The sequence below is a fragment of the Bradyrhizobium sp. AZCC 2289 genome, from assembly GCF_036924615.1.
Classification (GTDB): Bacteria; Pseudomonadota; Alphaproteobacteria; order Rhizobiales; family Xanthobacteraceae; genus Bradyrhizobium.
Window position 1 is genome coordinate 6,222,610 of record NZ_JAZHRY010000001.1, and the last position, 12,720, is coordinate 6,235,329.

The following is a 12,720-nucleotide window of genomic DNA, read 5'->3' on the forward strand; positions in this document are numbered from 1 at the left end:
TTGTGGCGACCTTGATACGCGACCTTTTTTAAAAACCCGGTCGCGATTTCGCTCGCATTTGACCACAGGTGCTACCGCGGATTAACCACTGCATCCGCCACATCAGGCGATCAGCAGGCGATAGGTCATGACCGGCACGAAGCCGATCAGCATCGCCCACAGCGCAAACGACGACACCAAAAGGACGTCGTGCATCCGCTGGGCGCGCTCGCAGGTCGGAAATTTCGGATTGTGTGTGATTTCGGTATTCATTGGCTTCCCCCCGTTTTTTATGAGGGGATATCAATAAGCCTAGAATTCTAAAGTCACGCTCGCAGCTTCCTGCGACTTTGAAGTGTTGCGGTCGGCGATTGTTAACTACGCGGATCGCCGCAGAGCCGTCTCCATCATCTCCACGATAGCGGCGAAGCCGTTACGCAGGGATGACGGAGATAGAAGCCGGCCTAACGCAAAGCAGGCAGCCGAGGGCCGCTTAAGCGCGGCGCAACAGCTGCGGTGTGCGCCGCCCGATCTCCCGATCGAGCCGGGCCGCCAGTTCGGCGCCCACTTCCACCATCGGCAGGCGGACCTCGGCGCTGTCGATCAGCCCGGTCCGCGCCAGCCAGTATTTTGCGGGCGCCGGGCTCGGCTCGGCGAACAACAGGTTTGTGAGCTCGGAAATGCTTTCCCAACGCGCCAGCGCGGCATCGCGGTCACCCTGCTTCAGCAAGGTCCGCACCGATGCGAAAAGCTCCGTCTCGATATGCGCCGACAACAGGATCGCGCCGTCGGCGCCGTCGGTGAGCGCGTCGAAATATTGCGCGTCCTCGCCGGTCAGCACGCGGAAGCCGGATGGCCGGCGGCGCAGGAACTCGATCGATTGCCCGCGGTCGGCGCCGCAATCCTTGATGCCGATGATGTTTGGATGTTCCGCCAGTTGCAGCAGCGTCTCGTTGCTGAGATTGACCGCAGTCCGGTAGGGGATGTTGTAGAGCACGATCGGCCATGCGGCGTGGTCGGCGAGCGCATTGAAATGCTGCACCAGACCGCGCTGCGACGGCCGCGTGTAATAGGGGCTCGCGATCAGATAGCCGTCGATCGGCCACGCCGCCGTCTCGTCCAGCGCATCGCGCATCTTCTGCGTGCTGGCGCCCGACAGGCCAAGACAGATAGGCAGGGCGCGCCTCGCCTCGGCGAGTTCGGACCGCACCGTCCCTACGAGCTGCTCGAGTTCGTCGATCCCGAGCGTCATGCCCTCGCCCGAGGTGGCCGCGAGGATCAAGCCATCGACAGAGCCGTCGGCGTAATGCCGGACCAGCCGGCGCAATGACGGCTCGTCGAGTTCGCCGTCGCGAAACGGCGTGACGAGGGGCAGCCACAGGCCCTGAAATCGGGTTTGAAGGCAAATCCTTGGTTGGTCGGTCATTGGTCGTCTCCTTGAGGAGTGAGCCGGAGACGGGACCAATAAAAAACCCCGTCCAGACGGCGGGGTTTTCGGGATCGGGTATGAGCGAACAGTTTATCGCGCGCGTCGATCTCGGATCCCCAGCAGGGGACCTTTTTTCGACGACGTTGCGGTGCACGAATTCGTGATCATGTGACGATGATGCTGGTGCGGCGCACGCTTGTCAATCCGCGCACCGGCGATGACGAACGGGCAAAAAAAAGCCGGGCTCAAAAGAGCCCGGCTTAAGGTATTGGCCACGTGAGGCCGACACAATCACCTTCCAAGAGGGATTACTGAGCTTCCGCGCCGCTGGAGGAGGGGGACATATGCGCGACGCGAACGCTCAGCGTGGAACCACTATGATCCCCATCGGCGGCTTGCATCAACCGTCCGAGCCGCATGTCAGTCATGCGGAGTCCCGGGGGCGGTATAAGAACCGCTAATCCGGAAGCGGGATGACGAAGTTGCCCGCTCCTAGGAGGGCCAGCGCTGCGCCTTGCTCACCACGAAATCGCGGAACACCTGCACCCGCGCCACCGTCTTCAGCTCTTCCGGATAGACGAAATAGGTGTCGAGCTGGATCGAGTCGGACTCGCCGAACAGCTGCACCAGGCGGTTGTTTTCCTCGACCAGATAATCCGGCAGTGCTGCGATGCCGAGCCCCTGCTGGCAGGCGCGCACCAGGCCCAGGATATTGTTGACCTTGAAATAGGCCTCGCGCGGACCGGAGCCGTTGCGGCCGGCTTCGATCAGCCAGTTGCGGTTCTGCAGATGCGGCTGCACCTGTGCATCGCCGAGCATGATGATGCGATGCGAGTCGAGGTCGTCGAGCGTGCGCGGCGTGCCGAAGCGCTTGATGTATTCCGGCGAGCAATAGGCATGGAAGCCGATCGAGAACAGTTTTCTCTGGATCAGGTCCGGCTGGGTCGGCTTGCGGGTGCGGATCGCGACGTCGGCCTCACGCATCGACAGATCGAGATCCTCGTCGGTCACGATCAGCGAGATCCTTATATCCGGATAAAGTGCGGTGAATTCGTCGAGCCGCGGAATCAGCCAGTTGATGCCGAGCGCCGGCGGTGTGGTGATCTTGAGGTCGCCGCTCGGCCGCTCGCGGCTGTCGGTGAGCTTGGCGCGGGCCGCCTGCAACTGCATGAAAACGTCATGCGCGGTGCGGAACAGCAGATCGCCCTGTTCGGTGAGGATCAGGCCGCGGGCGTGGCGGTGGAACAGCGAGACCGAGAGCTCCTGCTCCAGCGCGCTCACCTGCCGCGAGACCGCCGATTGGGAAAGCCCAAGCTGCTCGCCGGCATGGGTGAAGCTTCCCGCCTCCGCCGCCGCGTGAAAAACCTTCAGCTTGTCCCAATCCATGTCTGTAAATCCGTCCCGAGTGCGCGCCATGATTATTCCGCCGCCGCGCGATCGCTCGCGCGCAAAGCCAGGAAGCGCTCGGCCTCCAGCGCCGCCATGCAGCCAAGGCCGGCGGCCGTGACCGCCTGCCGGTAGGTTTCGTCCGCGACGTCGCCGGCCGCGAATACGCCGGGCACCGAAGTCGCGGTCGAGTTCGGTGCCACCTCGACATAGCCGGATGGTTTCAGCTTGATCTGGCCTTTGACGAGGTCGGTCGCAGGCGCGTGCCCGATCGCGATGAAGACGCCGTCGGCCGACACTTCCGTCAGCGTACCGCTCTTGACGTTTTTCAGGCGGACATGGGTGACCTTGCCCGGATTTTCAGTGCCGCAGATTTCGTCGATCGCCGAGTCCCAAACCACCTTGATCTTGGGGTGCTTGAACAGCCGGTCCTGCAGGATGCGCTCGGCGCGGAAATGATCGCGGCGATGCACGATGGTCACTTGCGAGGCGAAGTTGGTGAGGAACAGCGCTTCCTCGACCGCGGTGTTGCCGCCGCCGACCACGACCACTTCCTTGCCGCGGTAGAAGAAGCCGTCGCAGGTCGCGCAGGCCGAGACGCCAAAGCCCTTGAATTTCTCTTCCGACGGCTTACCGAGCCAGCGCGCCTGCGCGCCGGTGGCCAGGATCACGGTTTCGGCGAGATACACATCGCCGCTGTCGCAGGTCAGGCGGAATGGCCGCTGCGACAGCTCAAGCTTGGTGACGAGATCGGTCACGAGCTTGGTGCCGACATGCGCCGCCTGCTTCTCCATCTGCTCCATCAGCCATGGACCCTGGATCACATCCGCAAAACCCGGATAGTTCTCGACGTCGGTGGTGATGGTGAGCTGGCCGCCGGGCTGGATGCCCTGAATCAGGATCGGCTCCAGCATCGCCCGCGCCGCGTAGATCGCTGCGGTGTAACCGGCCGGGCCGGAACCGATAATGACGACCTTGGCATGAACAGGCGCGGACATAGGCAGATCCCTTTCTTCGGGGACTTTGGTCAGGACTTGTGCGGGAAGCGCCCGGAAAGGCATCGCGGCGGCGCCAAAAGTGTCAAATCCAAGTCTATGACATCTGGGAAGCTATGCAAGAATTGCAATCCATATCGGCGAATTTTCCCCGGAACTGCGCAAAATTGCGCGCTGCACGCGCAATAAAATTGCGCAAGCCGCACCGCCTGCGCTAAGAGAGTTACCACAGCACCTGCGAAACTCTCTGCGCCCAAGGAACCGGACCCGCGTGTCGAAGAATCTTGACGAAATCGACCTCAAAATCCTCGCCGAAATCCAGGCCGATGGCCGAATCACCAACGTCGAACTGGCCAAACGCGTCGGCATTTCGCCGCCGCCCTGCCTGCGCCGGGTGCGGACGCTGGAGGAGGAGGGCTATATCCTGGGTTACCGCGGGCTGCTCGACCCGCGCCGGCTCGGTTTCGATGTCACGGTGTTCGCCTCGGTGCACCTGTCCAGCCAGGCGGAAGCCGATCTCCGCGCCTTCGAGGAATTCGTGCGCGCCGAGCCCCTGGTGCGGGAATGCTGGATGCTGTCGGGGGAAGTGGATTTCATTCTGAAATGCGTGGCGCCGGACATGGCGACGTTCCAGGATTTCGTCACGCACCTGACCGCGGCGCCGCATGTGCGCAATGTCCGGACATCGCTGGTGCTGCACAATTCGAAATACGAAGCCGCGGTGCCGCTCGACCTGAAGGTGGCGGGCTGATGTGTTGGTCGTTCCGGAGCGATGCGTAGCATCGAACCTCGGAGGCGCAATTGCGCATCGGGGAACCTCGAGATTCCGGGTCCGGTGCTTACGCACCATCCCGGAATGACGGTAACTCTCTTCAGCTCTTCTTCCGCATCTCATCGACGCTGATCGGCCCGGGGCCCGACGTCGCCAGATAGAGACAGGCGAAGCAGAACAGGATCGCCGCGGTGCCGCCGTTGATGACCGGGTAAAAGCTCTTCGGAAAATGACCGAGGAAATAGGCGAAAGCCATTTCACCTGACAGAATGAACGCGACCGGACGCGTAAAGAGACCGAGCATCAGCAGGGCGCCCAAAATCAACTCGATGGCGCCGGCAGCTCCGATCAATGACATCAGTTCAACTTTTGCAAACGGCGAATCCGGCGGGAATTTCAGAAGCTTCGCGACGCCGTACTGAAACAGCAGCAGCCCGGCGATGAAACGAAACAGGCTGAGCGCCATCGGTTGCCACTTCGAGAACATCTGGTCCATGTCATTTTCCCCCTTGTTTGACACGATAATCTAGCACTACCGCGTTACACGGTCTTCGTCACCGGCTTGTGATGTCAACACCTGTGAAATCAAATCATTCCGAACACGCACGGCCCGTTGCCGTTCCGCGCGATTGCAACGCAACAAGATGCGCCTGCGCGGCGCTGTTTTTCACCCCCGGCCAAACCCTATACGCCACGCGCTCATGATGAGCCTCACGCAACACCTGCCGGCAACGCCCGCGCCAGCAAACGATCGCAGCTACGCATCGACGCAACCATCTCACTTAGTTATCAATCATAATCATTATGCGGCGTCACCTATTATGAATCCGGCCGCGCCTCCACTCACAATCCTGTCAGCGCTGTGTGATCGGCGGTGCTCCGTCATGTGCAACAAAAAAGCCGCGTGCAAGACGCGGCTTTTTCGAACAGATAACCCGCAAGTAACTAGCGCCACTCGACCTTGGTGATCTCGTAGGCCTTGGCGCCGCCGGGGGCCACGACTTCCACGGTTGCGCCCTTCTTCTTGCCGATCAGGGCGCGGGCCAGCGGCGAGGTGATCGAGATGCGGCCCTTCTTGGCGTCGGCCTCGGGTTCGCCGACGATCTGCCACACCGCCTTCTTCTCGGTGTCCTCGTCGACCAGCGTGACGGTGGCGCCGAATTTGACGGTATCGCCGGAAAGTTTCGAGATGTCGATGATGTCGGCGCGCGCGAGCTTGTCTTCCAGCTCGGCGATGCGGCCTTCATTGTGCGACTGCTCTTCCTTGGCGGCGTGATACTCCGCGTTCTCCGAGAGGTCGCCATGCGAGCGCGCCTCGGCGATATGCTCGATGATGCGCGGACGGTCCTCCGACTGGCGCTTCTTCAACTCGACCTCCAGGGCGGCATAGCCGCCAGCGGTCATCGGAACCTTTTCCATCATATCTTCTGTCCTTCGGTCGTGCGAACCGCGACGCGGCGCGCACGAGACGTTTCTTGATTCGTCAGATTCGGCCTTGATGGCCCGGAATGCGAGCCTGCCAGCCTATTAAATTTCGGCCCCGTTAAGGGCCGATACAACATTCATTCGCGCGGTGAGTTCCAGCCATATGGCTTTATTGCCAATCGTTTAGCGGGCATTTCCGCCGCTTACGATCAGTTTTCGGAAAAGTAACTCTGCAGGGTGCGCACCTCAAGGTCCCCGCCCAGATAGGCGCGGATGCCCTGCGCGGCCGCCACAGCACCCGAAAGAGTGGTGTAATATGGCACTTTATGCAAGAGGGCAGCGCGCCGCAACGAACGGCTGTCGGCCAGCGCCTGGGGGCCTTCGGTGGTGTTGAAGACGAGCTGGATGTCGCCATTGGTGATGGCGTCGACGATATGCGGCCGTCCCTCCAGCACCTTGTTCACCTTCTCGGTCGGTACGCCAAAGTCGGTGAGGAAACGCTGGGTGCCCGAGGTGGCCATCACCTTGAAGCCGAGCGTGTGCAGCAGCTTTACCGCATCCGCAATGCGGGTCTTGTCGTCCTCGCGCACCGAGACGAACACCGTGCCCTTGCGCGGCACGCGGGTACCGCCGCCGAGCTGGCTCTTGGCGAAAGCGACTTCGAACGAACGGTCGATGCCCATCACCTCGCCGGTCGAGCGCATCTCCGGCCCCAGCACGGTATCGACGCCGGGGAAGCGCGCGAAGGGAAAGACCGCTTCCTTGACGCCGACATGGCCGAGCTTGTGCTTTTTCAGGTTGAAATCCGTGAGCTTCTCGCCGGCCATGATTCTGGCGGCGATCTTGGCGACCGGCGTGCCGACCACTTTGGCGACGAACGGCACGGTGCGCGACGCCCGCGGATTGACCTCGAGCACGTAGATATCGCCGTCCTTGATGGCGTATTGCACGTTCATCAACCCGACCACGTCGAGGCCGAGCGCCATTTCGCACGTTTGCCGCTCCAGTTCGGAGATCATCTGGGCGTCGATCGAATGCGGCGGCAGCGAGCAGGCGGAATCGCCGGAGTGGATGCCGGCTTCCTCGATGTGCTCCATGATGCCGACGATGAAGGTGTCCTTGCCGTCGCAGAGGCAGTCGACGTCGATCTCGATAGCGTCGGACAGATAGCGGTCGAACAGCAGCGGATTGGTACCCAGCACGGTGTTGATCTGGCCGGTCTTGTCGTTCGGGTACCGCGCCTTGACGTCACCCGGCACCAGTTCGGGCAGGGTGCCGAGCAGATAATCGTTGAGCTGGTTTTCCTCGCGGATGATCTGCATCGCGCGGCCGCCCAGCACATAGGACGGACGCACCACCAGCGGCAGGCCGAGATCGGATGCCACCAGCCGCGCCTGCTCCACCGAATAGGCGATGCCGTTCTTCGGCTGCTTCAGCCTGAGCTTGTCGAGCACGCGCTTGAAGCGGTCGCGGTCTTCGGCCAAGTCGATGGCGTCGGGCGAAGTGCCGAGGATCGGCACGTCGGCGGCTTCCAGCGCGCGGGCAAGCTTGAGCGGGGTCTGGCCGCCGAACTGCACGATCACGCCGTGCAGGGTGCCGTTCTTGCGCTCGGTCGCGATGATCTCGAGCACGTCTTCGGCGGTGAGCGGTTCGAAGTACAATCTATCCGCGGTGTCGTAGTCGGTCGACACGGTTTCCGGATTGCAATTGATCATGATGGTTTCGTAGCCGGCGTCATCCAGCGCGAAACAGGCGTGGCAGCAGCAATAATCGAATTCGATGCCCTGGCCGATCCGGTTGGGGCCGCCGCCGAGGATGATGACCTTCGTCTTGTCGGACGGCGCGCTCTCGTCCGCGAGCGCGCCCGCGAACGGCGCTTCATAGGTCGAATACATGTAGGCGGTGGGCGACGCGAACTCGGCCGCGCAGGTATCGATGCGCTTGAACACCGGGCGGACGCCGAGCGCATGACGCTTGGCGGTCACGTCGGCCTCGGTGGCCTCGGTTAGTACCGCGAGCCGCGCGTCGGAAAAGCCCATGCCCTTCAGCGTCCGCATGCCGAACGCATTCGACGGCAATCCGTTGGCCTTGATCTTGGCTTCCATTGCGACGATGCCGCGCATCTCGCTGAGGAACCAGGGGTCGATCTTGCAGGAGGTGAAGATCTCGTCGTCGGTCCAGCCGAGCCGCATCGCCTGCGCCACCTGCAGGATCCGGTTCGGCGTCGGCGTGCCCAGTGCCGCGCGGATCGCATTCTTGTCGTCGCCGCGGCCGAGCCCCTCGATCTCGATTTCATCGAGGCCGGTGAGGCCGGTTTCCAGCCCGCGCAGCGCCTTCTGCAGGCTTTCCTGGAAGGTGCGGCCGATCGCCATCACTTCGCCGACCGACTTCATCGACGTCGTCAGCGTGTGCGAGGCGCCGGGAAACTTTTCGAACGCAAAGCGCGGAATCTTGGTGACGACGTAATCGATGGTCGGCTCGAACGAGGCCGGCGTAGCCCCCCCGGTGATGTCGTTGGCGATCTCGTCCAGCGTATAGCCGACCGCGAGCTTGGCTGCGACCTTTGCAATCGGAAAGCCGGTGGCTTTGGACGCGAGCGCCGACGAACGCGACACCCGCGGATTCATCTCGATCACGACCATGCGGCCGTCGGCGGGATTGACGCCGAACTGCACGTTGGAGCCGCCGGTCTCGACCCCGATCTCGCGCAGCACCGCCAGCGAGGCGTCGCGCATGATCTGGTATTCCTTGTCGGTCAAGGTCAGGGCAGGCGCCACCGTGATGGAATCGCCGGTGTGCACGCCCATCGGATCGAGGTTCTCGATCGAACAGATGATGATGCAATTGTCGTGTCTGTCGCGCACCACCTCCATCTCGAACTCTTTCCACCCCAACACGCTTTCCTCGATCAGGACTTCGTCGGTGGGGGAGGCGTCGATGCCGCGTTCGACGATCTCGATGAACTCGTGTTTGGTGTAGGCGATGCCGCCGCCGGTGCCGCCCATGGTGAAGGACGGGCGGATGATCGCGGGCAGGCCGATGTCGTCGAGCGCGCGCAGCGCGTCGGGCAAATTCTTGGTCTGGATCGAGCGCGGCGTTTCCAGCCCGATCCGGGTCATGGCCTCGCGGAAACGGCCGCGGTCTTCCGCCTTGTCGATGGCGTCAGCCGTGGCGCCGATCATCTCGACGTCGAATTTTGCCAATGTGCCCTGCTTGCGCAGGCTCAGCGCGCAGTTCAACGCGGTCTGTCCGCCCATGGTCGGCAGCAGCGCAAAGCCGCCGGGAATGACGTAACGTTCTTTCTCGATGATTTTTGCGACGATTTCCGGCGTGATCGGCTCGATATAGGTCGCGTCCGCCAGCTCCGGGTCGGTCATGATCGTCGCCGGATTGGAATTGACGAGGACGATGCGGTAGCCCTCTTCCTTCAGCGTCTTCACCGCCTGCGTGCCCGAATAATCGAATTCGCAGGCCTGGCCGATCACGATGGGACCGGCGCCGATGATCAGGATGGTGGAGATGTCGGTTCTTTTGGGCATCAGCTCTCACGGACTGGAATTTGGGCACAAAAAAAGGGCGCGCTGTCGCGCGTCCCTTGAGCCATAGCGGGAGGTTACCCTCGCGCGCGGGGTGGTCTTTAGACCAGATTCCGCACCCGCGAAAGGCCCAAAAAGGCCCCATCAACCGGCAAATTCAGGGATTTTACGCTCGGTCCGCCGTCGCGCAGGGCGCTTCGGCGCGGCCCCAGTCCGTCTACGCTTCCGCTTCGCTCCAGCTACGCCGGACACGCTTTGCCCCGCCGGTCTCGCGTGGCTGCGCCACGCGTAGCCCTTCAGGGCGAAGCGTGGAGGCCCGGCCTGGATTTGAACCAGGATATAGAGCGATGCACCGCTCTCGCGTGGGAAGCTTTCCGCCACCGGGCCGCGGCGATCATCGCCGATCGCGCCAGGGTGAGCCATGCTTGCCCTTCATTAACCCTAACTGGCCGGATCCTGACCGGCCCGATCCAGATCGGCCCGATCCAGACCGGCTTGATCCTAAGTGGCTTGATCCCAAGTGGACTGGGCCCGGTCGAAGGCGTGCCGCGCCACAAACGTCATCCGCCACGGATTGTGCCCGATATTGACATGGGCGCGCGAGGCGGTGAAACCGGCGGCGGCGAGTTTTTGGATCATCTCGCTTTCGCCGTAGCGCTGCAGGCCGACCCGCGTTCGCAATTGCCGGTAGTCGGACAGGGCCGTGCTGGCCAGGCCGTAAAGCGCGTCTTTCAGGAAGCCGTGGGTGGCTGCGAATTTCAACAGCGCCAGCACGTCCCTGATCATGCCGACCTCGGGCCGCAGGATATCGCCGAGCACCAGCCGTCCGGAGGGTCTTAACAGCCGCCGGATCACGGCAAGTGCGGAATCCAGCTCAGCCGAGGTCATGTACTGGGCGACCGAATTCATGATGACGAGATCGACCGACTTCTCGTCCATCTTCCGCAAATCATCCAGCGAGCGGACGCGGATCTTGGTGTTCGGCGCAAAGCGCGCGATCAGCCGGCCGCGGACACCGGGCGCGGGCTCGGCGAGATACAGCTTGCCGCAGGCCTCCGCCACCTTGGCCGCGGACAGGGCCTCGCCGCAAGCATAATCCAGCACGACTGCATCGGGCGAGGAGATGTAGCCGATGATATCCCTGGCGATGAGCTGGAAATGCAGGTCGCGATGCAGCTTGCTCGCATAAATCGTATGCGTGGAATCGTAATAGTCGATCCAATCATCCATGCGTGCAGCGTCCGGCGAATCTGGGGCTCCGGCGGCAGGAACCGGCGGGTCAGTGATGCGTTAGGTGGTTCGGCGGTCAATGTCCAATACCGCCGATGTCCGGTTTCCTAACAGGAAGGTCCAACGTGAGCAAAGCCAAGCCTGACAACAAGTCCGACAGAGTGTCCCCCGATCTCGATACGCCGAGCGACCTGCCGCCGGCAGCCGTCGACAGGATTTCGGCGTCGCTCAATACGCTGCTGGCTGATGCGTTCGCGCTCTACCTGAAGACCAAGAATTTCCACTGGCACACCAGCGGCCGGCATTTCCGCGACTATCATCTGATGCTGGATGAGCAGTCGGACGCAATTTTCGCCACCACCGACCAGCTCGCCGAACGCGTCCGCAAGCTCGGCGGCACCACGCTGCGCTCGATCGGGCAGATCGCCAAGCTGCAGACCATCCAGGACAATAACGAGGCCTACGTCCCGCCGCGGGAAATGCTGCGCGAGCTGATGGAAGACAACAAGCACATCGCTGCCGCCATGCGAAAGGCCCACAAGCTCGCGGATGACCACGAGGATTCCGGCACCGCCGGTCTGCTCGAGACCTTCATCGACGAGACCGAGCGCCGCACCTGGTTCCTGTTCGAAGCCAGCCGTCAGGAAGGCAGCAACGCGGCGTAGGGCAGCTCTTTCTTGCCCTCTCCCCTTGTGGGAGAGCCATGTGACCAGTTTTGCCTGCACCGCCGCCTCACCGTCGGCTGCCTTCAACGCTGACTTCACAGCTTGCGCTGGATCGCCGATTGCGACAGCATACATTTCGTGGCCGATTTCATCGTCATCCTTGACGACCGAGACCGTCACCATCCATCCCGTCATTGAAATCTGCTCCTTAGGCTGCACGCGTCGCATCGGCGGGGCGAGCAAGCGATTGTCCGCTCCACCCAATAATGCGGGCAGTCAAGTATGGGCGACTGTCACGTCAGAAAAGTGCGATTCGCGTTCGGATTAATTGCTTCCGCAACCGTTAGCGTGGTTCGTCTGGCTTGAGCCTGCTGCATCGGCGAGGCGTTTCGTATCGCGGAGAACCGGATAAATCGCAACGCCCGTAATTGCGCTCCAGAAGACCGCGCCAAACATCCGGATGAAATCGGTACTAAACAAAACGAAGCCCGACAGCGCCATACCAAAACCTGAGGAAATCATACTGAAGAAAATACAAGACCACAGAAATTGAGTTGCGTGCTTCTTTGCAGTCTCGCTGACAGCTAAGCGCCGGACCTCGCGGCGCGTCCAGAGCAGGTCGGAAATGAGAGAAACGCCGAATAAGACCATGACTGTGAGGTAAGGAATATCGAAGGGCTTGATCGAGCGGACAAGGCAGAAACCACAAACAAACGCCGAGAGTGCAGCGCAAAAGGCATGGGTCAGCAGCCTTCCCTTAATGGAGTTCATTGCGGTTACAGGAAAGCGCCCTCTCAAGGCAGCTACAAAGAGGCCGATGCCAAGGGCGCTCAGTAAACACCCAACCACGATGGAAAGCGCCTTCTCGATGTTCGCCAGGGGATCGTCACCCACAATTCTGTCGAAAAAGATCCTGTCGATTCCAACACACAGCAGGCCAAGAGCGGCAAGCAGCGTAAGCCACCGGACTTTCGGTTGATCGTTCATCTCTTGGTTCAGGTCAGGCACGATCTTCCCCAAAGGGTCGCAGAACCGACAAAGCCCAAGAATTCCGTGCACGAGATGGTTACACTGTCGAAGGAGGCCACGCAAATTGACCTCCATGAACAAATTCCGGTCGCCACCAAGCGACAATCAAATCAGGAAATCTTGACTGGCGAAATGGGGTCGACATCAAATATTCGCTGCGGAAATTCAGAGCCAAATTCGACGCTATGGATCAAAAGCGGGTGAACCAACGCGCGCGGCCTGAGGTCCGATCTGTCCTTAGCAGCGGACCCATCCACACGCACGACGCCCAGTA

The 12,720-nt window shown here is 61.6% G+C and carries 11 protein-coding genes and 1 tRNA gene; 2 read left to right on the plus strand and 10 right to left on the minus strand.

All coding sequences use genetic code 11. The features are described from left to right. Positions 1 to 102 precede the first annotated feature (102 nt). The 4 genes from V1289_RS29525 to trxB form a co-directional block, all read right to left on the minus strand. A complete protein-coding gene (locus tag V1289_RS29525) occupies positions 103 to 252 on the minus strand; it encodes a hypothetical protein (RefSeq protein WP_309179673.1) in 150 nt (49 codons plus the stop codon). A gap of 220 nt (positions 253 to 472) precedes the next feature. Further along, positions 473 to 1,405: a 4-hydroxy-tetrahydrodipicolinate synthase gene (dapA, locus tag V1289_RS29530; RefSeq protein ID WP_334401132.1), complete on the minus strand. Its 933-nt coding sequence runs from the start codon at positions 1,403 to 1,405 to the stop codon at positions 473 to 475. Positions 1,406 to 1,900: 495 nt separating this feature from the next. Continuing rightward, positions 1,901 to 2,824: a LysR family transcriptional regulator gene (locus V1289_RS29535; RefSeq protein WP_074273276.1), complete on the minus strand. Its 924-nt coding sequence runs from the start codon at positions 2,822 to 2,824 to the stop codon at positions 1,901 to 1,903. A gap of 2 nt (positions 2,825 to 2,826) precedes the next feature. Then, complete coding sequence (gene trxB / locus V1289_RS29540) at positions 2,827 to 3,792, minus strand: thioredoxin-disulfide reductase (protein WP_334401135.1); 966 nt, start codon at positions 3,790 to 3,792, stop codon at positions 2,827 to 2,829. Positions 3,793 to 4,060: 268 nt separating this feature from the next. On the opposite strand from trxB, the gene V1289_RS29545 reads away from it, so the two are divergent. Further along, a complete protein-coding gene (locus V1289_RS29545; protein WP_074273277.1) occupies positions 4,061 to 4,540 on the plus strand; it encodes an Lrp/AsnC family transcriptional regulator in 480 nt (159 codons plus the stop codon). A 121-nt stretch (positions 4,541 to 4,661) separates the two neighbouring features. Here the strand turns inward: V1289_RS29545 and V1289_RS29550 are convergent, their stop codons facing one another. The 5 genes from V1289_RS29550 to V1289_RS29570 all read right to left on the minus strand — a co-directional run bounded on the left by V1289_RS29550 (position 4,662) and on the right by V1289_RS29570 (position 10,752). Then, the gene (locus tag V1289_RS29550) at positions 4,662 to 5,057 is read right to left on the minus strand and encodes a DoxX family protein (protein ID WP_334401136.1); all 396 of its coding nucleotides are present in this window, start codon (positions 5,055 to 5,057) and stop codon (positions 4,662 to 4,664) included. 449 nt (positions 5,058 to 5,506) lie between these two features. Beyond that, a complete protein-coding gene (gene greA / locus V1289_RS29555; RefSeq protein WP_309185188.1) occupies positions 5,507 to 5,980 on the minus strand; it encodes a transcription elongation factor GreA in 474 nt (157 codons plus the stop codon). Between the two features lie 215 nt (positions 5,981 to 6,195). Continuing rightward, positions 6,196 to 9,525, minus strand: a complete 3,330-nt coding sequence (gene carB / locus V1289_RS29560) for a carbamoyl-phosphate synthase large subunit (RefSeq protein ID WP_334401137.1) — start codon at positions 9,523 to 9,525, stop codon at positions 6,196 to 6,198. Positions 9,526 to 9,831: 306 nt separating this feature from the next. Further along, positions 9,832 to 9,909 (minus strand) — tRNA-His (locus V1289_RS29565). 114 nt (positions 9,910 to 10,023) lie between these two features. Beyond that, positions 10,024 to 10,752 carry a class I SAM-dependent methyltransferase gene (locus V1289_RS29570; protein WP_334401139.1) on the minus strand — a complete coding sequence of 243 codons (729 nt, stop codon included), beginning with the start codon at positions 10,750 to 10,752 and terminating at the stop codon, positions 10,024 to 10,026. Positions 10,753 to 10,877: 125 nt separating this feature from the next. Between V1289_RS29570 and V1289_RS29575 the strand changes: the two genes are divergently transcribed. After that, positions 10,878 to 11,417 carry a Dps family protein gene (locus V1289_RS29575; protein WP_334401141.1) on the plus strand — a complete coding sequence of 180 codons (540 nt, stop codon included), beginning with the start codon at positions 10,878 to 10,880 and terminating at the stop codon, positions 11,415 to 11,417. Between the two features lie 324 nt (positions 11,418 to 11,741). On the opposite strand, the gene V1289_RS29580 is transcribed toward V1289_RS29575, so the two are convergent. Further along, on the minus strand, positions 11,742 to 12,425 hold the full coding sequence (locus tag V1289_RS29580) for a hypothetical protein (protein ID WP_334401143.1): 684 nt from the start codon (positions 12,423 to 12,425) through the stop codon (positions 11,742 to 11,744). Positions 12,426 to 12,720 lie beyond the last annotated feature (295 nt).

What these genes read in the sequence shown, in the direction of transcription:
- V1289_RS29525 (WP_309179673.1), bottom strand. Translation starts at nt 252, where the DNA reads ATGAATACCGAAATCACACACAATCCGAAATTTCCGACCTGCGAGCGC.
- dapA (WP_334401132.1), bottom strand. Translation starts at nt 1,405, where the DNA reads ATGACCGACCAACCAAGGATTTGCCTTCAAACCCGATTTCAGGGCCTG.
- V1289_RS29535 (WP_074273276.1), bottom strand. Translation starts at nt 2,824, where the DNA reads ATGGCGCGCACTCGGGACGGATTTACAGACATGGATTGGGACAAGCTG.
- trxB (WP_334401135.1), bottom strand. Translation starts at nt 3,792, where the DNA reads ATGTCCGCGCCTGTTCATGCCAAGGTCGTCATTATCGGTTCCGGCCCG.
- V1289_RS29550 (WP_334401136.1), bottom strand. Translation starts at nt 5,057, where the DNA reads ATGGACCAGATGTTCTCGAAGTGGCAACCGATGGCGCTCAGCCTGTTT.
- greA (WP_309185188.1), bottom strand. Translation starts at nt 5,980, where the DNA reads ATGGAAAAGGTTCCGATGACCGCTGGCGGCTATGCCGCCCTGGAGGTC.
- carB (WP_334401137.1), bottom strand. Translation starts at nt 9,525, where the DNA reads ATGCCCAAAAGAACCGACATCTCCACCATCCTGATCATCGGCGCCGGT.
- V1289_RS29570 (WP_334401139.1), bottom strand. Translation starts at nt 10,752, where the DNA reads ATGGATGATTGGATCGACTATTACGATTCCACGCATACGATTTATGCG.